Annotated in this window: 20 protein-coding genes; 14 read left to right on the top strand and 6 right to left on the bottom strand. The window is 43.3% G+C overall.

The annotated features are described in order from the left end of the window. Window positions 1–1,865 precede the first annotated feature (1,865 nt). The 5 genes from N7974_RS09460 to N7974_RS09440 all read left to right on the top strand — a co-directional run bounded on the left by N7974_RS09460 (window position 1,866) and on the right by N7974_RS09440 (window position 6,980). Window positions 1,866–3,137, top strand: coding sequence for an MFS transporter (locus tag N7974_RS09460; RefSeq protein WP_262965378.1), 1,272 nt, complete (start codon window positions 1,866–1,868; stop codon window positions 3,135–3,137). A gap of 213 nt (window positions 3,138–3,350) precedes the next feature. Then, window positions 3,351–3,527, top strand: coding sequence for a hypothetical protein (locus N7974_RS09455; protein ID WP_262965377.1), 177 nt, complete (start codon window positions 3,351–3,353; stop codon window positions 3,525–3,527). Between the two features lie 325 nt (window positions 3,528–3,852). Further along, complete coding sequence (locus N7974_RS09450) at window positions 3,853–5,238, top strand: ethanolamine ammonia-lyase subunit EutB (protein ID WP_262965376.1); 1,386 nt, start codon at window positions 3,853–3,855, stop codon at window positions 5,236–5,238. Window positions 5,239–5,246: 8 nt separating this feature from the next. Next, entirely contained in the window at window positions 5,247–6,047 is an 801-nt protein-coding gene (gene eutC / locus N7974_RS09445) for an ethanolamine ammonia-lyase subunit EutC (protein WP_262965375.1), read from the top strand. A gap of 174 nt (window positions 6,048–6,221) precedes the next feature. Then, window positions 6,222–6,980: a flagellar brake protein gene (locus N7974_RS09440; protein WP_262965374.1), complete on the top strand. Its 759-nt coding sequence runs from the start codon at window positions 6,222–6,224 to the stop codon at window positions 6,978–6,980. 228 nt (window positions 6,981–7,208) lie between these two features. Here the strand turns inward: N7974_RS09440 and N7974_RS09435 are convergent, their stop codons facing one another. Together N7974_RS09435 and N7974_RS09430 are read right to left on the bottom strand one after the other, a co-directional pair. Further along, window positions 7,209–7,550, bottom strand: a complete 342-nt coding sequence (locus tag N7974_RS09435) for a zinc ribbon domain-containing protein YjdM (protein ID WP_243220358.1) — start codon at window positions 7,548–7,550, stop codon at window positions 7,209–7,211. Window positions 7,551–7,755: 205 nt separating this feature from the next. Continuing rightward, entirely contained in the window at window positions 7,756–8,121 is a 366-nt protein-coding gene (locus N7974_RS09430; protein WP_262965373.1) for a hypothetical protein, read from the bottom strand. Between the two features lie 122 nt (window positions 8,122–8,243). On the opposite strand from N7974_RS09430, the gene N7974_RS09425 reads away from it, so the two are divergent. From N7974_RS09425 to N7974_RS09415, 3 genes are read left to right on the top strand one after another with little or no spacing between them, the layout of a single operon-like run. Beyond that, on the top strand, window positions 8,244–8,393 hold the full coding sequence (locus N7974_RS09425; protein ID WP_262965372.1) for a TetR/AcrR family transcriptional regulator: 150 nt from the start codon (window positions 8,244–8,246) through the stop codon (window positions 8,391–8,393). A 4-nt stretch (window positions 8,394–8,397) separates the two neighbouring features. After that, window positions 8,398–8,808 carry a TetR family transcriptional regulator gene (locus N7974_RS09420; protein ID WP_262965371.1) on the top strand — a complete coding sequence of 137 codons (411 nt, stop codon included), beginning with the start codon at window positions 8,398–8,400 and terminating at the stop codon, window positions 8,806–8,808. Between the two features lie 50 nt (window positions 8,809–8,858). Beyond that, window positions 8,859–9,491 carry a pyridoxamine 5'-phosphate oxidase family protein gene (locus N7974_RS09415; protein ID WP_262965370.1) on the top strand — a complete coding sequence of 211 codons (633 nt, stop codon included), beginning with the start codon at window positions 8,859–8,861 and terminating at the stop codon, window positions 9,489–9,491. A gap of 59 nt (window positions 9,492–9,550) precedes the next feature. Here N7974_RS09415 and N7974_RS09410 read toward each other — a convergent pair whose 3' ends face one another. From N7974_RS09410 to N7974_RS09400, 3 genes are read right to left on the bottom strand one after another with little or no spacing between them, the layout of a single operon-like run. Further along, window positions 9,551–10,984, bottom strand: a complete 1,434-nt coding sequence (locus N7974_RS09410) for an efflux transporter outer membrane subunit (RefSeq protein ID WP_262965369.1) — start codon at window positions 10,982–10,984, stop codon at window positions 9,551–9,553. Next, on the bottom strand, window positions 10,971–14,135 hold the full coding sequence (locus N7974_RS09405; RefSeq protein ID WP_262965368.1) for an efflux RND transporter permease subunit: 3,165 nt from the start codon (window positions 14,133–14,135) through the stop codon (window positions 10,971–10,973). The genes N7974_RS09410 and N7974_RS09405 overlap by 14 nt, the downstream gene beginning before the upstream one ends. A gap of 4 nt (window positions 14,136–14,139) precedes the next feature. Continuing rightward, entirely contained in the window at window positions 14,140–15,342 is a 1,203-nt protein-coding gene (locus N7974_RS09400; RefSeq protein ID WP_262965367.1) for an efflux RND transporter periplasmic adaptor subunit, read from the bottom strand. A 423-nt stretch (window positions 15,343–15,765) separates the two neighbouring features. Here N7974_RS09400 and nth point away from each other — a divergent pair, with 423 nt between their 5' ends. The 4 genes from nth (at window position 15,766) to N7974_RS09380 (ending at window position 18,786) form a co-directional block, all read left to right on the top strand. Next, on the top strand, window positions 15,766–16,398 hold the full coding sequence (nth, locus tag N7974_RS09395; RefSeq protein WP_262965366.1) for an endonuclease III: 633 nt from the start codon (window positions 15,766–15,768) through the stop codon (window positions 16,396–16,398). A gap of 220 nt (window positions 16,399–16,618) precedes the next feature. Beyond that, on the top strand, window positions 16,619–17,077 hold the full coding sequence (locus N7974_RS09390) for a hypothetical protein (RefSeq protein WP_262965365.1): 459 nt from the start codon (window positions 16,619–16,621) through the stop codon (window positions 17,075–17,077). 103 nt (window positions 17,078–17,180) lie between these two features. After that, the gene (locus tag N7974_RS09385) at window positions 17,181–18,032 is read left to right on the top strand and encodes an HvfB family MNIO-type RiPP peptide maturase (RefSeq protein WP_262965364.1); all 852 of its coding nucleotides are present in this window, start codon (window positions 17,181–17,183) and stop codon (window positions 18,030–18,032) included. Next, complete coding sequence (locus tag N7974_RS09380; RefSeq protein ID WP_262965363.1) at window positions 18,013–18,786, top strand: HvfC family RiPP maturation protein; 774 nt, start codon at window positions 18,013–18,015, stop codon at window positions 18,784–18,786. The genes N7974_RS09385 and N7974_RS09380 overlap by 20 nt, the downstream gene beginning before the upstream one ends. 61 nt (window positions 18,787–18,847) lie before the next feature. Here N7974_RS09380 and N7974_RS09375 read toward each other — a convergent pair whose 3' ends face one another. Then, on the bottom strand, window positions 18,848–19,342 hold the full coding sequence (locus N7974_RS09375; protein ID WP_262965362.1) for a hypothetical protein: 495 nt from the start codon (window positions 19,340–19,342) through the stop codon (window positions 18,848–18,850). 314 nt (window positions 19,343–19,656) lie between these two features. On the opposite strand from N7974_RS09375, the gene purE reads away from it, so the two are divergent. Next, a complete protein-coding gene (gene purE, locus N7974_RS09370; protein WP_262965361.1) occupies window positions 19,657–20,154 on the top strand; it encodes a 5-(carboxyamino)imidazole ribonucleotide mutase in 498 nt (165 codons plus the stop codon). Continuing rightward, window positions 20,151–21,245, top strand: coding sequence for a 5-(carboxyamino)imidazole ribonucleotide synthase (locus tag N7974_RS09365; RefSeq protein WP_262965360.1), 1,095 nt, complete (start codon window positions 20,151–20,153; stop codon window positions 21,243–21,245). Before purE ends, N7974_RS09365 begins: the two co-directional genes overlap by 4 nt. Window positions 21,246–21,250 lie beyond the last annotated feature (5 nt).

The raw sequence follows: 21,250 nt of genomic DNA, 5'->3' as shown, positions 1-21,250 counted from the left end.
CGTGTCAGATCAATATAGGCGTGGTGCTGGATTGCGGTTAAATCGTGACACTAAAACTAAACATCAATACCTAGTCGTGCCGTGGTCTTGACTGGATTATTCAGTAATATTTCTAAACAAAATATCATGTTTAGTTAATTACTTTCGTGTACAAAATAAAGCCGTTAAATCAGTTACCCATCAAACAGTTAAGCCATAATCGTTTACAGGCGAATATTTACAAAAAACAGGTAAATAGTTTACAAAGTTGAGCCACTTAAACACGCGTACAGTATGGGCTAGTAGATAATCTGGGCCACTGAATGAACCACTTGAAAGTGTCCCAAGCGAATACAGGCATTGCATGGGCTTGGCGGTATCTTGTCCCAAAGATTGTCCCAAGTAGGATAGCGGTTATCGGCCACCTTCTTTCCTATACTTCAATGGGGGTTTGGATGTGTCAAGCCAGATAGGTGCAGGATAATCCTCCTTCACCTGTTTCACGGTCGCCAAAACAGCGAGCGCATGATGTGTAATGGTTAAGTGATAATTATCGTAATTTATACACCACCGCCAGGTACGCACATAAAACCATACTGCGAGCGGTCTATAGTGATATTGGGACACTGAAAGGTACGCGCAAAGCTTGGCGCACTCAAAGCCACTACACATAAAGGTTGACGCAGATAATGGCGCAGGATTTAACGGGCACTTTATGCGCAGATATTGGCGCAGTAAATACGGGCGGAAATCGGCAGCGTTAAAAGTCTGTTATCAATCTCAAGCACCTGAATATCCGTGCTTTTTATTTCCTATTCGATGACGGAAAATAGGCGCAGTTATAAACGCCATTGTGGACGCATGAATTTAGCATTATCAGTGCTTAGAGTGGCATTGTGGACGCATGATAGACATTCACCCTGATGGAGCGCATGGTGAGCAAGGAAACACAGTAACGGTAAGCCTTGCGCCGGTATGGTGAGCAGGAATGGGGATATACACAAAGCTATATAAGTCGGCTTACTACTGCGGCAAATATTCAAGCAAAGTTAAATATGCCCAAGGGCATAAATGCTTTCAACAGTATCATCAACAGCTAAACCGTTATGCAACTTGCCATACACGCGAAACGCCAACAGCAAACCGCACAGGTAGCGAGTGCAACCCCTTATTGCTTACCACCACTGGCTTAACGGGTACTTTACAACCCTTACGCAACCCAAAAACAATGCATGGTTGCTTGTCACCAATTGGTGACTGATGGATTAAGAAATTAATTTAAGGGCTGGATGATACCGGCCTTTTTTTATGCCTGAAATATTGGTGTGTAAGCCTGTGTATAACTTGTTGCTAACATGAGGGCAGTTTTTTAGGGCTATTTTTATCCACAGTTTGTCCACAATGGCGGATTAAATTTTATAGCAGCCTTTAATCATTGGCTTATATGGGCTAAAGGCAGTTATCCACAGATTTAACGCCGACTAATAATAATAAGCTCTTAAAAGATATACTTTAATACTATAGCGGGCATGACTATAAAAAATGACGGCAACCATTGCCACAAAAAAAACCTGTTATATATCTGTAAAGTCACTTTTAAACATAAATTTTTTTACTTTTTACCCCGTATTTACCCCTTGTATAGTTTAACTTATTGATTAAAAAGCTACTGTACTTTCTGTATAGGGAGAAGCGAAGCGGTAAAACAAGCAAAAACAACAACTAAACAAAATCAATTAAATAAGAGGATGTAGTGATACAGTCACTTTTTTGTTTTTTTAAAGGTATTCTTTATACAGTCAGTCATTGCTATAATTGAAAGGTGGTAACCGAAATAGTACCGCTTAAATTTCTTATTTAATCCAGAATATCAAGCCGGCCTTAAATTGTTTAAAACTACTTCAGTTACACGTATTGCTTTAGCCAGTTTTATTGGAACTGCCATTGAATTCTATGATTTTTATATTTATGGCATGGCGGCGGCATTGGTTATTGGGCCGGTATTTTTTCCCGGCGGTAATCCAACGACTCAAGCATTAAGTGCCTTTCTTACCTTTGCGGTCGCTTTTCTTACCCGGCCTTTGGGTGCGATGTTGTTCGGGCATTTTGGCGACCGTATAGGGCGCAAAACAACGCTGGTTGCATCATTGCTGGTAATGGGCATCTCTACAACATTAATAGGCTTTTTACCTGGCTATGATGCGATTGGTGCATGGGCCCCCGTGTTATTGTGTTTGTTACGTTTTGGTCAGGGTATTGGTTTGGGCGGAGAATGGGGCGGTGCGGCACTATTGGCAACCGAGAATGCACCGACTGGCAAGCGCGGTTGGTACGGTATGTTTCCGCAATTAGGGCCGCCAGTCGGGTTTCTTTTCGCAACCGGCAGTTTTTTGTTGCTTGCTAATTTCTTGAGTGAACAAGAGTTTAAAGACTGGGGTTGGCGACTGCCGTTTATTGCCAGCTCGGTTTTGGTGATGATCGGTTTGTATGTTCGACTGGCCTTGGCGGAAACGCCGGTATTTACCAACGTATTGCAGCAGCACCAACGGGTAGCTTTACCTGTTAAAGAAATAATAAAGCATCATCTTATCCCTTTGGTGTTAGGCGCACTGGCGATGGTGGTGTGCTATGCCTTGTTTTATATCTCAACGGTGTTTTCCCTGAGTTATGGCACCACTACGTTACACATTCCACGCCAGCAATTTCTGGGTATGTTAAGTGTGGCGGTATTGTTTATGGCCGCCGCCACGCCCTTATCGGCATGGGCTGGTGATCGTTTCGGACGCCGTCCTGTTTTGCTGGTTGCTGGTAGCGCTGCATTTTTGTCCGGTTTTGCTTTACAACCCATGTTGGAAAGTGGCTCTCCATTAATAATTACTGCTTTTCTTTCATTGGAGTTGTTTTTAATGGGTGCTACCTTCGCGCCTATGGGAGCTTTATTGCCGGAACTATTTCCGCCTGCTTTGCGTTATACCGGTGCCGGAACGGCCTATAATCTGGGTGGCATACTGGGTGCTTCATTTGCACCTTATATCGCGCAACGCCTGGTTACCGAAGGCGGTTTAGCCTGGGTTGGCAGCTATGTTTCACTGGCGGCTATAATCAGTCTGTTTGCCGTATACCTGATGCGTGAAACCCGTGATAATCGCTGGGTGTAATCGGGATTAGCAGTATTGTATCAATACCGTTGTTATTTAAGATAAAGATAGCGCATTTTAAGCGGCACTCTATAAAACTACCTTCAGTTTCTGTTCAGTTAACAAAGCATATTGTAGACCTTAATTACAGAATTTATCGCTGCTCATGGCTGGATATTTAATCTGTATATCGTTTAAATCTGCTCATTAGTTAGTAAAACAGGAAGGTACAAGATGATTAATCAAAACGTAGAAGCGCAAAGTAACATTGTCGCATTTATGAATCAGGCTTTTGATAATGGTAATTCTTATGGACTGGAATATGTCCTTGACGAGTTGGTTTTTGAAGAACCAGCCCTAGTTAGCCAAAATACTGTAGATTGGTTTGGCACTACGGATTATTTTGCTTAACTTGTTTTCGTCAATTAAATTGTTATCCAGCGTAACCCGAATGCCTGGTTGGTTATGTGCAGCCCGCCAGGAGGCTGTCCGAGAATAGTAAATTTATTGCGGAAAATCTATTTCGGCCAGGTTTTTCGCTCATTTTCGTTTAATAGAACAACTATTTGCCTTAAATGACTAAAATAGCTTCCCCTCGCTACGGTTCTTATTCTCGGACAGCCTCCTGGCCATTCTATCTTTCTGCTATAGCTTTAACGCCCATAGCCATGTGTAATAACATTTTTATAATGTCATGCTATCTTGAATATTCCGAATAGTTCAGGATAAGTTAATCATGTATAAAACACACATAGCCAATCTGACCTACGATTTTAAAACATTGCGTAATTTAATGGCAAAGGCATCACCGTCTCGTTCGGGCGATTATTTGGCTGGGGTGGCGGCTGACAATAATCTTGAGCGGGTCGCTGCGCAATTGGTACTTGCTGAGGTCCCGTTAAAACAGTTTCTTAATGAAGCGCTGGTGCCTTATGAACAAGATGAGGTTACTCGCCTGATCATTGACGAGCATGACAGTATTGCATTTGCCCTTGTCAGTCATCTGACCGTCGGCGATTTTCGTAACTGGCTATTATCTGAACACGCGACCACCAATATTTTAACCGCCATTGCCCCGGGTTTGACGCCGGAAATGGTGGCCGCTGTTTCCAAGCTTATGCGAATCCAGGATTTGATTCTGGTTGCTAAAAAATGTCGGGTGATTACCCGCTTTCGAGGCACCATCGGCCTTGAAAATCGTTTGTCTACACGTTTACAGCCCAATCATCCTGCCGATAATCCCGCCGGTGTTGCTGCCAGTCTTCTGGATGGCTTGCTGTATGGTTGCGGCGATGCGGTAATTGGGATTAATCCTGCCTCTGATAATGTTGAAGCAACCTTGCGTTTACTGCATATGCTGAATGATGTGATCGAACGTTATCAAATCCCTACACAATCGTGTGTGCTGGCGCATGTGACTACCACTTTAAAAGCCATCGAACATGGTGCGCCGGTTGATTTGGTTTTTCAGTCCATAGCCGGAACGCAAAAAGCCAATGACAGCTTTGGCATTAATTTGAAGTTATTACAAGAAGCCCACAGTGCTGCACTGGAACTGGGACGAGGAACGTTGGGCGATAATTGCATGTATTTTGAAACCGGACAGGGCAGTGCGCTGTCTGCCAATGCTCATGAAGGACTGGATCAGCAAACCTGTGAAGTCAGGGCTTATGCCATCGCTCGTAAATTTAAACCGCTGTTGGTCAATACGGTGGTCGGTTTTATCGGCCCGGAATATCTTTACAACGGTAAGCAGATTATCCGCGCCGGTCTGGAAGATCATTTCTGTGGTAAGTTAATGGGGTTGCCGATGGGCTGTGATGTCTGCTATACCAATCATGCCGAAGCCGATCAGGATGATATGGACATGTTACTGACTTCTTTTGCCGTAGCCGGTGGCACGTTTATTATGGGTATTCCGGGGGCGGATGACATTATGCTTAATTATCAATCGACTTCATTTCATGATGCACTTTACGTGCGCCAAGTGTTGGGGCTTAGACCCGCGCCCGAGTTTGAGCAATGGTTACAACAACATCAAATTTTCAATGCCGATCATCAGTTATTTCAACAACCGGATGTTCCTGCATTATTTAAACCGGCCATACAAAAACTTAAGTGAGTATGGCGATGAGCAACAATAATGAAACCGAGATTAGCCTTGATCCTTGGCATAGCTTAAGCCAATTTACTTCGGCGCGTATTGCTTTGGGACGCACAGGTATTAGCCTACCAACCCGCGCCTGTCTGGACTTTCAGTTAGCGCATGCCTTGGCTCGTGATGCCGTCCATATTCCATTGGATTTTACGCGTCTGGAACAACAGCTAAACTTGCTGGGTTATCAAACGCAGATCTTACAATCTCAGGCAGAGACTCAGTCCATATACCTACAACGCCCTGATCTAGGGCGTTTATTAAGTGCATCGGCGGTGGACGGTTTACAGAATACTGCGCCAATTCAGGCTGATGTGGTGGTCGTTGTCGCCGACGGCTTATCGTCAAAAGCCATAGCCCGTCACGTAGAGCCTTTCTTAAGTTTATTGCTTCCACAACTGCAAGCAAACGGTTACAGAATACCGCCCGTGTGCCTGGTTAAACATGGGCGGGTCGCTATCGGCGATGCCATCGCAGAATATTATACTGCCAGATTGTGCATAATCTTGATTGGTGAACGTCCCGGTTTAAGCTCGCCTGACAGCATGGGTATTTATTACACCTATCAGGCCAAATCGGGCATAAGTACCGATGCGGACCGAAATTGTATTTCCAATATTCATAACAACGGATTAAGTTATGAGCAGGCGTTAAAGAAATTGCTGTTTTTAATCAATAAGTCCGAAAAGTTAAAGTTTTCGGGTGTTAATTTAAAAGACGAAACGACTGACACGGAACTGGATAATCAGCAACAGGCTAATTTTTTATTGGATTGATTGTTGAGGCGTATAATATGCGCATGGCAATTGTTAACGGCTGCTGGCATTTAAACAAGAACCTTAAATATCTTAACGGTTTTAATGATAAATAACTGATGCAATTTAATATGCCGGCTAAGTCAATAACATTTTTTAGACTTTAGCCGTTAACAGTAATAGAGAAAATATAATATGAAGTTAATGGAAGACGGTACCAAGTTTCCGGATGAACAGCAGTTCGTTATTCACAATGTGAAAGCCATCATCCATATATTAGCCGAGTTATTGAAAGACAACACCATGCTTAAGGTGTCGTTCAATAATGGCAACGACGTCTATCTAACTACTGTCATCTCAATTGATGAGAAAAATCTTGCCGTACATTTTGATATTAGTTGCGACGAAGCTTTTAACAACAGGTTAATAGCTAGTCAACATGTTGCTTTCATCAAAGAAGATGGTATCGAAATCAGATGGGTCAGCACAAAACTATCCATGATCAATCTAGTTGGCGGTAACGCAATCAAAATAGGGTTACCCAAGAGTCTGGTCCGTTTGCAGCGCCGCGAGTTTTATCGCATTGACACCCCGATAGCCACACCTGTGCTGTGCCAAATTCCCGTATTAGATGGAACTAATACGGAGATGAGTAAAATACTGGAACTTCCTCTTGTTGATATCAGCGTGGGTGGTGTTGGCGTGATGGCAGCTGATCCATTGGATCCGGCAATATCAATAGGCATCGTATTTAGTGATTGCAAAATGGATTATCCAGAGATAGGGATGGCTAGCCTTGCCCTGCAAGTACAACGCATCCAGCCAATGCCCGTGAAAGACGGCTCTACCAAGCATCGTATCGGCTTTCAATACATTGCACCATCTCCTGGAAACGAGCGGCTGATTCAGCTCTACACCTATCAGTTGGAACGAATAGCGAAGGTACTAAAATAACAAGATGTTATTGATGCAAGGAGGTCCATCAATTACAGACAATGCGTTTTCCTAGCTCACTATATTGTATGATCTTTGAGCCTTAGCTTTAAATTTTCCAGGTTGTTCTTACAGCTTTTCTGACAGAAAACAGCTTTATTTCCAAGCGATTTGAACTGTCATATTGAAAATGGCAAGCAGTGGGAAAGTTTCCCACTGCTTGTTTTTGTAATCAGGGGTATTGGCAGATCAGATCTTTTTAACAAATTCTGATTTAAGTTTCATGGCACCAATACCATCTATTTTGCAGTCAATATCATGATCACCGTCTACGAGGCGGATATTTTTGACTTTAGTGCCGACTTTGACAACCAGTGATGTGCCTTTTATTTTAAGGTCTTTAATGACGGTGATGGTATCGCCGTCTTGCAGGACATTACCATTTGCATCCTTAATAATTTTGGCATCAGTATTATCTTCGGTTGCTCCGTCTTTTGGCCATTCGTGTGCGCATTCAGGGCAGATATATTGGCTACCGTCTTCGTAAGTGAATTCTGAATCACAGGCGGGACATTTGGGGAGGTTACTCATTACTTTTTACCTTAACATAGGTTGTCTCAACCAAGTGGGATACAAGGTGTCTTGAAGCGTTATGATGCCAGATTCAGGCGATTATTGTCGATTAAACTTGAGGGTGCTGTTGATAAACGATTAAGAGAATCTCAACAATATCCGTTATCAAGTAGTAAAAAGCTGCAAAATCGTCCTAATAAAAGGGCTGTGTAGCGGTTAATTGCTAAATTGATAAGGCGTAATTTAATAGTGTTATGCCAACCCAGGCAAAGCCAATGGTTGTAATAATAAAGCTAAGTGCTGTATAGACTTTCCAAATGGTTTTCTCCCAAAAACCGGTATCAAATGCAGCAATAACAAAGACACAAGGATTGGCAATTCCACCAATGACAACCAACCAGCACGCGGTAATCGGTAAGGGGATTTTGGTGACATAAAAAGCCAGGCAAAATAAAGCCATTAAGGCAAAATCAATATGCGCTCTAATGAAGGTTTTATAATCTGTCAAAAATTCGCCATCAACGCCTTTAATGGGAAACCAGCGTGCAAAAGTCATCAGCCATGCTGATGCCAGTAAGGCAAAAAGCATAATAACGTCTCCTGTTGTTTAAATTGTTTGTTATAATTAAATAGACTGACTGGTCAGACTATTTAATTATAGTATACCGATCGGTATAGTCGCGACATTATCAGTCATCCGTATTTCTGCTTATGCCTATAACTATTCAAGAAAAAATCTTTGCTGCTGCATCAGAACTCTTTTATAGCCAAGATATTAGAGCCACAGGCGTTGATGCTATTGCCAAAGCGGCAAACACCACAAGAATGAGTACTTTACAAGTACTTTCCTTCCAAAGATGATCTGGTGATCGCTTTCCTGCGTAAACGGGATGAGGATTTTCGAACGTGGTTTATGAGTCAGGTTGACGGCAAAGCGAATAATCCTCAAGCCAAGTTATTGGTGATTTTTGATGTCATTAGCCAGTGGTTGGATATTCCTGAGTTTCGAGGTTGCGCTTTTATCAATGCTGCCGCTGAATTTCCGCTCGAGGGTAATCCTGTGCATCAAGTGTCCATAGCGTTCTATGATAAATTTCGGAATTATATTACCGATTTGGCGAGGCAGTGTGGTTTTAAGTCTCCCGAAAATATGGCTCTGCAATTAACCCTGCTGATTGAAGGCGCTATTGTCTCGGAACAAATGCAGCGTCACTCGGGTGTGGCTATACAGGCTAAGCAGGCGGCTATCTTACTTATTGAAGGTAGCTTGCGGTAAGTGTTTTTAAATTAACAGATTTCCACAATAGTTAACTCCCGGGAGGAGCGATGAGTAAATTTTTTCATGAAGGTAGTCGTAAATTACAAAACCGGTTTGAAACGCAACCTATGGCAGATCGTCTGGCCGAGACCATTATTTCTGATCAGATCAGCCCCGAAGATAAGGGTTTTATCGAGGAGCAAAATATGTTTTTTCTGGCGACGGTTGATCAGGAAGGACGGCCAAACTGTTCTTATAAAGGCGGTAGTGTCGGGTTGGTTAAAGTTATCGATGAATACACGGTGGCTTTTCCGATTTACGATGGCAACGGCATGTATCTATCCGCTGGTAATGTCTTGGTCAATCCGCATGTTGGCCTGTTATTTATCGATTTTCAAAGACAGGCACGCCTGCGTTTAAACGGTAGCGCTTTTATACAGGAAAACGACCCGTTATTGGCTCACTGGCCTGAGGCAGAAATAGTCTTGCGGGTAACCTTGCGGGAAATGTTTCCTAATTGCCCCCGCTATATTCACAAAATGGTATTGGTTGAAGAGTCATCTTTTGTTCCCAAAAAACATTGTCAAACACCCGCACCAGACTGGAAGCGTCTGGAAATGGTTGCAGATGTCTTGCCAGCCCGCGATGCGCATTTAGCAGGAGATCTACAAGATCCGGCAGCGACGATAAATCGTAATTAGCAGAAATAAAGCGCCATAGCGCCAGGGATAATAACTGGCGCTACGAGGAACTGCAAAAGCTAGGGAAAATAGGCTGCCGGTTTTGGTTTGGGTATATTGGCCGACTTCTCCTCGGCAACTATCCATCCGCCACCCATGGCAAGGTATAAAGCAATGGCAGAGTTAAAAGTCGATGCGCGCGCAGTGGTAAGATCAATCTGGGCACTGACTAATTGTCTTATCGCATCCAGTTCATTCAAGTAATCAACATAGCCTTCTTGATAACGAATACGTGATAGATTGAAATAGCGACTATTGGCACCGACTCGATCAACTTGCTTTTCTTCTTGTTCTTTGGTTTTGATCAGACTGACCAGTGCATTTTCAAATTCGCTAAAGCTAGTAATAATGGTCAGTTTGTAATTAGCTAACGCAGCTTTTTGGACAGCTTCGGCGGCTTGTACTTGCCCTGCAATTTTACCCGCAGTAAATATGGGGGTGACTATCGCCGAGCCTATTGTCCAGAAGTTGGCACCGGGTGCAAAAAGGCCACCCAGTTGTGAGCTGATTTGTCCTACGCTACCCGTCAGGGAAATATTCGGAAAATATTGTGCTCTGGCAACGCCGATTCGCGCATTTGCAGCAATCAATTGTTGCTCTGCCTGGGCAATATCAGGTCGCCTTATTAACAGATCGGAAGGCAAGCCTGCGGGTATCGCTGGTAGTTTAAGTTTATCCAAGGTCAAGCCGCGTGCAATGGGGCCTGGATTTTTGCCTAGTAAAACATTTAAGGCATTTTCAGTTAAAGCGATACGCTGTTCGTATAGGGGAATTTGTGCACTTTGTAGTTGATATTCAGAATCCGTTTGTTCAACTTCCAGCTCGGAGGTGTAGCCTTCTTGAAAACGTATGGTGTTAATACGTAAGCCTTCTTTAAGAATTGCCACGATTTCTTTGGTTATTTCCAGTTGTCTGTCGAGTTCACGTAAATTAATGTAAGTTTTCGCGACTTGACTGACCAGGGTCAGCATTACGCCTTGGCGCGTTGCTTCCTGGCTGAGAAGGTTTGCCATTGCCGCTTCGTTGGCACGTCTTAATTCCCCCCAAATATCAATTTGCCAGTTCATTCCTCCGTTCAGGTTATAAGAATCACCGTCCGGCCTAAATTGTGGCGAGGTTGCCGGTTGCGGATGTTGGGTTTTAAACGAGCCGGTAATCTGCGGAAATAAATTGGCGCGTGTTGAGCCGTACAAGCCCATATATTGTTCAACATTGGCAATGGCTATTTTTAAATCGTAATTGCCTTGGATCGCTTGTTTTATCAGGCGATTGAGTTCGGGGTCGCCTAATTGTTGCCACCATTGGTTATTGGTTGCATTAAGTAGCGCATCGGTTTCATTGTTGCGCCAATGGCTGGGGGTATCAATATCGGGACGTTTATAATCAGGCCCTACTTTAAAACAACCGGTTAGTGAGATGCCCAGTAACAACAACAGCAATTTATTCTTGGTCATGTTTTTGCTCCTGTTGGCTGTCGGCTACAGTCTCCGGTTTACCTCGATTCGATAGCTTTTCAACCGTATAGAAACTTAAGGGAATCAAAAAGATAGCAATAAACGAGGCCGCTGCCATGCCGCCAATGACCACGTAACCAATAACTTGTCGTCCCAAAGCACCGGCACCATCGGCTAAAGCCAAAGGTACACAGCCTAAAATAAACGCCAAACTGGTCATTAAAATAGGTCGTAGTCGTAAACGCGCTCCTGCCAAGGTTGCTTCAACCAACGGCTTGCCCTGATCTACACCCATCTTGGTAAATTCTACAATCAAAATGGCATTTTTGGCCGCCAAACCAATCAGCATGACTAAGCCGATTTGCGCATAAACATTATTGGCGTACTGTCCCAGCATCAAGGCTGCAAATGCACCAAATATGGCAACAGGCGTGCTCAATAAAACGCTGAACGGTAAACTCCAGCTTTCATAAAGCGCCGCTAAAATCAAAAACACGCACAGTAATGAAAAACCAAAAATAACCATTGGCGATAGCCCTTGCTGGGCAATTTTTTCTTGATAGCTCATGCCCATATAGTCGTAGCCCATTGTTGATGGCATGGTTTCGGCAAAGACTTCCTCCAGTGCCTGCATCGCTTGTGCCGAGGTATAACCTGGCTTGGCTGAGGCATTAATCAACGCGCTTCGATACAGGTTATAACGCATGGTAAATTCCGGACCACTGGTTTCACGAACCGTGGTCAATGCCGATAAAGGTACGGTAGTACCGTTTTTATTGCGTACATAAAACTGACCCAAGGGCTCCGGTGTCTTTCGATATTCACCTTCAGCTTCGAGATAAACCTGCCATTGCCGACCAAAGCGGTTAAAGTAATTAATAAAACCGCTGCCCATGTAATACTGCATGGTCTGATAAACATCGGCTAAATTTACACCTTGTTTAATAACCTTATCCTTATCAACATCGACATATAACTGTGGTGTTGCGGCTATCAGTGTCGTAAAAACTCCCGCTAATTCAGGACGTTGTTGCGCGGCTTTAATAAATTTTTCAGTATTGTCAGCTAAAAACTGAACTGTATCACCGCTTCTGTCTTCAAGCACAAAACTGACCCCGCCCGAGGTACCTACACCTGGAATGGCCGGCGGTGGAAATACCAAAGCGACACCTCCAGGCAGTTTGCTTAATTCTTTATTAATGGCTAATTTAATGGCCGTGTATTGCTCATTTGGCGCTTTACGCTCTGCCCAATCTTTGAGGGTAATAAAGAAAAAAGCGTTGTAGGTCGTGTTGGCCTGACTAAGCATGTTGTAACCCAGCACGGTTGAATAATACTTAACGCCGGCAGTGTTTTTTAATACTTCTTCAACTTGGCTGGCCATTTCGCTAGTTCTTTGCAGCGATGAGGCATTTGGCAATTGTAAGGCTCCATATATATAGCCTTGGTCTTCATCCGGTAAAAAGCTGGCAGGGATTTTATTGCCTAAAAAACCGGCGCACAACGTTAGCGCCAGCAAAAGCATTAACCCAAAAAAGCTGCGACGGATGAGGGTACCGCAAACGCCAACGTAACCGTCGGTAATGCGACCAAAAATACGATTAAAACCGTCAAAAAACCGTTGTAACAGGCTGGTGCTTTTTTGCTTTGGTTTTGGCTTAAGTAGTAACGCACATAAGGCCGGAGTTAACGTTAAGGCATTAAAGGCAGACAGTGCAACGGATATGGCTATGGTTAATGCAAACGGCTGATAAAGACGTCCGGTAATGCCGGGAATAAAAGCCGTTGGTACAAATACAGCCGCCAGAATAATGGCAATGGCAATAACCGGACCTGAAACTTCCTCCATGGCTTTAAACGAGGCATCTTTAGGCGACAGGCCTTCCTCAATATGGTGTTCTACCGCTTCCACCACAACTATCGCATCATCAATCACCAAACCGACAGCTAGTACCAGACCGAATAAAGATAAGGTATTAATGGAAAAACCAAACATTGGAAAAAATGCAAAGGTACCGATTAAAGCCACCGGTACAGCCAGTAAGGGAATCAGCGTAGCTCGCCAACTTTGTAAAAATAGATAGACGACAATAATAACCAGCACCAAGGCTTCAAACAGCGTTTGGACAATATCATCAATCCCCTCAGTCACTGCCAGCGTAGTATCAAGCGCTACGGCATAATCGAAATCAGCCGGAAAGCTCTTTTTTTGTTCAGCCATTAAGGCCTTGGCGCCGTTGGCTGCGTCTAGTGCATTGGAGCCCGGTAATTGATAAAGCGCAATCAGTGCGGTGGGCTGTCCGTTTAAACGACTGGATACTGAGTAATTTTGCGCCCCTAATTCAATGCGACCAACATCTTTAATACGTACCGTTGAACCGGTTTTATCAACACGTAAAATGACGTTGCCAAAGTCTTCTTCGGTTTGCAAACGCCCTTGTGCACGTAAAGCATAGGTAAATTCCTGACCGTTAGGGATCGGTTCGCCACCCACTTGTCCGGCCGGATTAACGGTATTTTGCGCTTGAATGGCATTAACAATTTCCGGGATAGTAATATCCAGCGATGCCAACTTGTCGGGTTTTACCCAAATACGCATGGCATACTGACCGGCACCAAAAACTGAAACCGTGGAGATGCCTTTAATGCGGGTCAGCTTGTCGTTAAGATTGATATAAGCATAATTGGCCAGAAAAATATTGTCATAAGTCCCTTTGGGCGAATACAGGGCAAACATTAACAGTGGGGCGACGGTAGACTTTTGAACGGTTACGCCAAAATTATTAACCGCAGAAGGAAGCTGGGAAGCAGCCTGTGTTTCGCGCATTTGCGCAAGAATTTGGTCGGTATTTGGGTCAGTACTGACATCAAAATCGACCCGTAGATTGGTATTGCCGCTATTGGTGTTAATGGAATACATGTAGGTCATGTTATCGACCCCTGACATTTGCTGTTCAATGGGTGTTGCCACCGATTGTTCCATGGTCAGGGCATCAGCACCGTTATAAGTGGTGCTCACTTGAATTTCAGGCGGAGCCAAATTGGGAAACTGGGCAATCGGCAAACCCGCCATTGCCACCAGACCAAGAATAACCATAAGAATGGCTATTACCATCGCAACGATAGGTCGATTAATAAAGAATTTGGCCATTGACTTATTGCTCCGCGCTGTTGCCAGTCGTTGGCGTTGGTTCTTTATAAGGCTCCGGATTTACTTTCATACCATCGCGAATTTTTTGCAGACCTTCAACGATAACCTGTTCACCGGGTTTCAAGCCGTCGTCAATAATAACCATGGAGCCAGTAGTTTCACCAGGATTTACCGAACGAATACTGATGCTTTTATCGGCATTGACCACGGCCAGTTGAGTGGCTGTTTGTAATTTAATCAAGGCTTGTTGTGGCACGACTAAAGCATCATGCTTAACCGATGTGGTGGCACGAATACGTGCATACATACCGGGGCGCAGAATATTGTCGGGGTTTGAAAATAACACGGCAATTTTAATAGTGCCGGTATTAACATCTACTTGCCGGTCGGCAAAGTAAAACGTGCCGTTATGAGGATAAACAGAGTTATTGGCTAGTGTTAACTGTAAAGGTACAGGTTCGGGTTGATCTGTACCTCGTTGTTTTTCGCTTTCAGCTAAATGAAAATATTGTTTTTCGTTCAAGCCAATATAGGCGCGAATAGGTTCGACCTGAGATACTTGGGTAAGCGCATTACTGGTACTGCCGGGCCCCACTAAATCACCAAGCTGGGCTTTTGATATGCCGGCTATACCGTTAATGGGTGAGGTGATTTTAGTAAACCCCAGATTTAATTGGGCACTTTCAACGGCGGCTTGTGCCGCCAGTACTTGTGCTTGTGAACTTGCCACAGCACCCACGGCATTATCACGGTCCAACACACTGACCGCTTTTTCGGGTAACAGGCGTTTGACTCTGTCCATGGCAAGTTGATTGGTTATCAGTACTGCTTGTTGCTGTGCCAGATTAGCCTTTGCTTGTGCAAGGGTCGCTTCAAAAGTGCGTGGGTCAATTTGGTAGAGCAGTTGGTTTTTTTTAACCAACTCGCCTTCCTTGTAATTTTGCTTGATTAAATAACCGGTAACTTGTGCGTTGATTTGAGCGTTAACCATGCCATCCAGTGTACCTACCCACACTTGCTCTACCGGCACATCCTGTTGAATAACCTGGGTGACTTTGACTGTGGGTAAACTTGCTGCGACCGGTTGTTTGGGCTTTTCGCAGCCGCTGATCAATAATCCAATGATAGCAGGGAACAACAAGATCGTATTTGGAAAACGACTGGAGCGATATCTGTTGAATAGAGTCAGATTTTGAGTAATTTTCATAAAACCTTGTAACAGTTCAAAGTGAGTAAAGAGTTATGAATTCACTTGAATTCATATGGTAAATATAACGCCTGTTAAAAAATTTAGAGGGTATAGTTTCTATCGATCAAAACAAAAAACCAAATAGGCATCCACTGAGAACAGTCAACCGTCTAATCTAACGAGAAAGATACCATATCCATGCAGTATAAGAAAAAAATTTCCTGTTGAATAGTGATAGAGTTAAGAGTCAATCGACTATCCGTAGAGAAGGGTATTTGAACAATGTTACTTTTTATGATGCTTGAAAAAATTTTATTTTTGATGCTTTCTGTTCTTTATGACGGTTTTCTGAGCCACTAAAAGCCAAGATAGTGATCCTGTAGAACAGAATCTTTGGCATAATAATTGTTCATGACGCACGGGATTATTTTAAAACTCACTATGAATCAAAAAAAACGCCAGGCTATTTTTGACAGGCTGTCGGTAGCCATACCGGAACCCACCACAGAACTAAATTATCGCAGTTCCTTCGAACTGCTCATTGCGGTCGTCTTATCCGCGCAAGCGACCGATAAGGGCGTTAATAAAGCAACCACCCTATTATTTGCCGTTGCCAATACGCCTGACAGTATTTTGACATTGGGTTTGGCAAATTTAAAAAGCTATATCAAAACTATCGGCTTATACAATACCAAAGGTGAAAATATAATAAAGCTTTGCCGGCAACTACTCGAACAACATGGTGGCCATATTCCTGAAACTCGAGAGCAACTGGAAGCTTTGGCAGGTGTCGGTAGAAAAACGGCCAACGTCATTCTTAATACGGCTTTTGGCCACCCTACCATTGCCGTGGATACCCATATATTCAGGGTTTCCAACCGTACCGGGATTGCCCCGGGTAAAAATGTTCTGGAAGTGGAGCGCAAACTTAATAAATGGGTGCCTAAACAACATAAAAAAGACGCTCACCATTTACTAATCTTGCATGGCCGATATACTTGCATTGCAAGAAAACCAAAGTGCCATAGTTGTGTTATTCAAGACCTGTGTGATTTTAAGGAGAAAACAAGCTAAAGTTTCAAGCTAAAAATAGCGACAGGCCTTTATCTGTAGCCATTCAAAGTCCTGTCCGAGTACTGTTTAGTGATCGTAGCTTAACTCTTTAAGACTTTTACAGTCATGATGAAGCGACTATGTTTGGGTAAAAGGATATTTATTTATCGGTCTTTGGTATGATGGTTTTATTCGATAAGTTTTACTTATCGAACCTTTATAATAATATTCGGGAGTCAAAATGAAAAAAATCAATAAAACACCTTTAGTCGCTGCTATGGGTGCTGTTTTAATTTCAACATTTGCTGTAACTGCTGCTAATGCGGAAGTTAATCCATTTGGCATGACCGAGCTGTCTACCGGTTATATGCAGGTTGCTGAAGCGGACAAAGCCGCAGAAATGTCTTGTGGCGCTGCTATGGGCGGAATGGCTAAACCTAAAACTCCGGAAGGTGCCTGTGCCGGTGCTAAAAATCATGCCAAGGCTGCACCAGCAGCAAAAGCTACCGAAGGTTCATGTGGTGACATGATGAAAGACGGTAAAATGAAGCCCGGTATGGAAGCTTCTTGTGGTGGCATGATGAAAGGTAAAGAAGGTGCCTGCGGCGAAATGAACAAAGGCGAATCAATGAAGGGTAAAGAAGGCGCTTGCGGCGATAAAATGTCAAAACCTACAGTTCCTGTTACACCAACAAAATAAAAAGCGTTAATGGGGCTTTGTTTATGCCCCACCTAACCCTTGCAATAGGGAAGGCATGACATCATGCCTTCCAGTTTCCAGCAAATCACTCACAGGTGTTCTTATGGACACAACTCAACATCTCGTTCATGGTGCCGGTTTAGGCCTGCGTCGACCTTTTTTAAGCCAGCTTGTTGAAACGCCGCCAAAAAATATCGACTTTTATGAAGTTGCTCCTGAAAACTGGATCACCATCGGTGGTAAATTTGGTAAACAATTTCGCGCAATGACTGAACGTTTTGATTTTGTTTGTCATGGCTTGTCGCTGTCGATAGGCAGCACAGATCCGCTGGATGAAAAATTTGTCCGTGATGTCAAACAGTTTATGGCGGAACATCAAATGAAATTTTATAGTGAACATTTGAGTTATTGCAGTAAAGGCGGGCACATGTATGATCTGATGCCGATTCCGTTTACCTCGGAAGCGGTTTCGCATGTCGCTGCACGCATTAAACGCGTACAAGATATTCTGGAGCAAAAAATAGCCATCGAAAATGTCTCTTATTACGCAGCTCCAGGACAGGAAATGCGTGAGATAGATTTTTTCAATGCCGTTATTGAAGAAGCAGATTGTGATGTATTGATCGATATTAACAATATTTACGTCAACAGTGTTAATCACCATTACGATGCCGAGGCGTTTTTAAAGGCTATGCCGGCACACCGTATTGCTTATGCCCATATTGCCGGACATTATGTAGAAGCTGAGGATTTTCTGGTTGATACGCACGGTGCCGATATTATTGACCCGGTATGGAAATTGTTGGGCAAAGCCTACGAGCTGTATGGCATATTTCCAACTTTGTTGGAACGAGACTTTAATATTCCCGCTATGCCTGAGTTATTAACAGAAGTCGATACGATCAGAACGATGCAAAACGCGTGGAGAGTACAGCATGAAAAACAATCTGCTTAAAGCCGATGGTCGTGTTGACTTTAAAAGCAAACAGGATGAATTTGCTGCTTATATCAGAGATCCGCAAAAAAATCCTGCTCCGGCAGATGTTAAAGAGTCGCGCATGATTATGTACAGGGAGTTATTTTTTAATAATATTGAGGGGTTTTTGTCGGGTAATTTTCCGGTTTTAAGAAAGATACTTAATGATCAGCAATGGTTGGCTTTGGTTCAGGATTTTTTCGTAAAACATCCGTGCCAATCGCCGCATTTTTCACAAATTCCGGAAGAGTTTCTGGATTACTTGCAAAATGAACGGGATAGCTCTGAGGATTTTCCCTTTATCCTGGAGTTGGCTCATTATGAATGGGTAGAAATGGCCTTATCCATAGCCAAAGAAGAGGTCGTTAGCGGCAATCCGGATTTAAATAATTTCTTTAAACAGTCTGTTTGTTTATCACCGTTAGCCTGGTCATTGGCTTATCAATACCCTGTCCATAAAATAGCCCCTGTTTTTTTACCTTTGGAACCGCCTGAACAACTGACATTTTTGATCGTTTACCGTAACAATGAGGATAATGTTAATTTTATTGAAATTACGCCAATGACTTACCGATTACTGGAAATTATTCAGGAACATGAAAAGCTGTTGGTGGAAGATTGTTTGCAGCAGGTCGCCAAAGAGTCCAATCACCCTGACCCGGATATGATTGTTGCTGGCGGTTTGCAGATTTTAAAAGAACTGGCAGAAAAAACGATTATTATTTTAGCTTGAGCTCGAGGCAAGTATTAGGGCAATCAAGGGATTACCCCTACCTTGTAAAAGTCTTAAAAATTTAAAAAAACTTGTTAAAAAAACCTTCTTCTTTTTTAGGTTCAGGTTTGGGTGTATTAAAAGTTTTAAAGCCTTTTACTGCACTCTGTTGTGTGCAATGGTAAACAGCGGCAGTATATTTGATTTGTAATGACCGTGGATTTTCATGTTCGGTAAGAAATTTTTCAGCTTCTTGAGCCGTTAAATCTTGCATCATCTCGGACGCAACACATTCGCAAGATTTAGAGAAGCGTTCTTTGTCTTCTTCTACATTCACGGAATTTTTCAATTCTCTTGTCACACATTGTGCAGCAAAATCATGCTCAAATTTATGCTTTTGAATATCAGTCACAGGGACATCATGAGAATGATCAAACGGGTTAAAGACGGTTTTAACCGGTGGCTTTTTTTCCTTATTGATATCATTGTCATCTGAGCAACCAGTCATTGATAGGGCAATAATAATACTGGCTAAAGCAGCCAAAAAAATTTTTTTTGTAAAGGTGTGTGTTTTCATGGATTGCATCACAAGGGTTAAAAGGCTCAAGGATTAACAATCGGACCTTGAATCTATCACAGAATAAATTGACAACTTTATCATTTTATAACCACTCGTTCTAGTTCTCTTTAGATTGTTGATATTCATTGGTACTGGTTCAATGATTATTTCATTAGCTATTACCTGTTTAATGCTTTTTCATATCCGATCAATAATCACCGGTTTGGCTGATAAAATGTTCTGTAACTTAGAAAGCATCATGACGCCATTTATGCGATACTACGCGCCTTTTAAATTATCCAGATTGTACTGATACTATCAAGGAGTAATGCATGACAGCACTGGTTGGCATCATCATGGGCTCGACCTCTGATTGGGAAACTATGCGCTTTGCAGCTGAAACACTGGAACGTCTGGGCATTCCTCATGAAGTTGAAGTAGTTTCGGCACATAGAACCCCCGACAAACTATTTAAATACGCAGAAACCGCAGAATCCAAAGGCCTGGAAGTTATCATTGCGGGTGCCGGTGGTGCGGCACATTTGCCCGGCATGACCGCTGCAAAAACAGCGATTCCTGTTTTGGGGGTCCCAGTGCAATCCAAGACTCTAAATGGTATGGATTCATTACTGTCCATTGTGCAAATGCCGGCAGGTATTCCGGTAGGTACACTGGCGATTGGTAAAGCAGGTGCTATTAACGCAGCATTATTAGCGGCAGCCATTATCAGCAATAAACATACGGATTATCGGGCCGCATTGAATGCGTTTAGAAGTGAGCAGACTGAAAACGTGCTCGCGCACTCTGATCCACGTGAGGAAATTTTATGATAGTCGGTGTACTGGGGGCAGGGCAGCTTGCCAGAATGATTGCTTTAGCGGGTTATCCTTTAGGTGTGGATTTTATTTTTCTTGATCCCTCGGTAGATGCCTGTGCCAGCAGACTGGGTGAACATTTACTCGGCGATTATAACGATCCGCGTTTGCTCGCGCAACTTGCAGAGCGTGCTGATGTAGTCACTTATGAGTTTGAAAATGTACCGGCTGATGTGGCTGAATTTCTGGCTTCACACACTCAAGTGCATCCTGCCCCTAAAGCTTTGGCAGTCGCGCAGGATCGGTTAATCGAAAAAGCTTTTTTTCATGACATTGACATTCCTGTTTCGCCTTATGTCGCAGTGGATAGTTTTGAGAGTCTGGAACAGGCAATGGCAATTATTGGCTGGCCGGCTATTTTAAAAAGCTGCACTATGGGTTATGACGGCAAAGGCCAATCCTTGCTCAAATCGGTTGCTGACTTAAAACCGGCTTGGGAGCAATTGGCAGGTGTGCAAGGGGTTGTTGAAGCCTTTGTTCCGTTTACCCGTGAAGTGTCCATCATTGCCGCTCGTAATGTTTCCGGCGCTACCGTTTTTTATCCGCTCTCCCAAAATTTACATCGCGCCGGCATTTTGCGTGTTTCAGAAAGTTGTGATAATGATCCCATGCAGCAACAAGCAGAAACTTATGTCTCTCGTTTAATGGAAGCACTGGATTATGTCGGCGTGTTGGCGCTGGAATTATTTGAAGTTAACGGAAAATTAATTGCCAATGAGTTTGCCCCGCGTGTTCATAACTCCGGGCATTGGACGATTGAAGGCGCAGAAACCAGCCAGTTTGAAAATCATTTGCGTGCCATTCTGGATTTGCCTTTAGGAGCATCTACCGCTGTTGGTAAAGCTGCGATGGTTAATTTTATTGGTGGATTGCCTGTTACTGAAGAATTATTGGCAGTGCCTCATGCGCATTTGCATCTTTACGATAAAGCACCCCGTCAAGGTCGAAAAGTCGCTCATGCTACAGTACGCACCGAAACTACCGAGGAATTATATGCCTTAATCAAGCAGTTGACCCTGCTTGCCGATAAGGTCGACGATTCGTAATTTTT

It is taken from the genome of Methylobacter psychrophilus (assembly GCF_025583945.1).
GTDB lineage: Bacteria > Pseudomonadota > Gammaproteobacteria > Methylococcales > Methylomonadaceae > Methylobacter_C > Methylobacter_C psychrophilus.
The sequence above is the reverse complement of the archived record's forward strand: the minus strand, read 5'-3'. Positions and strand labels throughout refer to the sequence as shown.

Excerpts from the sequence above, each read along its gene's own strand:
- N7974_RS09455 (WP_262965377.1), top strand. The coding sequence starts at position 3,351 with ATGATTAATCAAAACGTAGAAGCGCAAAGTAACATTGTCGCATTTATG.
- N7974_RS09450 (WP_262965376.1), top strand. The coding sequence starts at position 3,853 with ATGTATAAAACACACATAGCCAATCTGACCTACGATTTTAAAACATTG.
- eutC (WP_262965375.1), top strand. The coding sequence starts at position 5,247 with ATGAGCAACAATAATGAAACCGAGATTAGCCTTGATCCTTGGCATAGC.
- N7974_RS09440 (WP_262965374.1), top strand. The coding sequence starts at position 6,222 with ATGAAGTTAATGGAAGACGGTACCAAGTTTCCGGATGAACAGCAGTTC.
- N7974_RS09435 (WP_243220358.1), bottom strand. The coding sequence starts at position 7,550 with ATGAGTAACCTCCCCAAATGTCCCGCCTGTGATTCAGAATTCACTTAC.
- N7974_RS09430 (WP_262965373.1), bottom strand. The coding sequence starts at position 8,121 with ATGCTTTTTGCCTTACTGGCATCAGCATGGCTGATGACTTTTGCACGC.
- N7974_RS09425 (WP_262965372.1), top strand. The coding sequence starts at position 8,244 with ATGCCTATAACTATTCAAGAAAAAATCTTTGCTGCTGCATCAGAACTC.
- N7974_RS09415 (WP_262965370.1), top strand. The coding sequence starts at position 8,859 with ATGAGTAAATTTTTTCATGAAGGTAGTCGTAAATTACAAAACCGGTTT.
- N7974_RS09410 (WP_262965369.1), bottom strand. The coding sequence starts at position 10,984 with ATGACCAAGAATAAATTGCTGTTGTTGTTACTGGGCATCTCACTAACC.
- N7974_RS09405 (WP_262965368.1), bottom strand. The coding sequence starts at position 14,135 with ATGGCCAAATTCTTTATTAATCGACCTATCGTTGCGATGGTAATAGCC.
- N7974_RS09400 (WP_262965367.1), bottom strand. The coding sequence starts at position 15,342 with ATGAAAATTACTCAAAATCTGACTCTATTCAACAGATATCGCTCCAGT.
- nth (WP_262965366.1), top strand. The coding sequence starts at position 15,766 with ATGAATCAAAAAAAACGCCAGGCTATTTTTGACAGGCTGTCGGTAGCC.
- N7974_RS09390 (WP_262965365.1), top strand. The coding sequence starts at position 16,619 with ATGAAAAAAATCAATAAAACACCTTTAGTCGCTGCTATGGGTGCTGTT.
- N7974_RS09385 (WP_262965364.1), top strand. The coding sequence starts at position 17,181 with ATGGACACAACTCAACATCTCGTTCATGGTGCCGGTTTAGGCCTGCGT.
- N7974_RS09380 (WP_262965363.1), top strand. The coding sequence starts at position 18,013 with ATGAAAAACAATCTGCTTAAAGCCGATGGTCGTGTTGACTTTAAAAGC.
- N7974_RS09375 (WP_262965362.1), bottom strand. The coding sequence starts at position 19,342 with ATGAAAACACACACCTTTACAAAAAAAATTTTTTTGGCTGCTTTAGCC.
- purE (WP_262965361.1), top strand. The coding sequence starts at position 19,657 with ATGACAGCACTGGTTGGCATCATCATGGGCTCGACCTCTGATTGGGAA.
- N7974_RS09365 (WP_262965360.1), top strand. The coding sequence starts at position 20,151 with ATGATAGTCGGTGTACTGGGGGCAGGGCAGCTTGCCAGAATGATTGCT.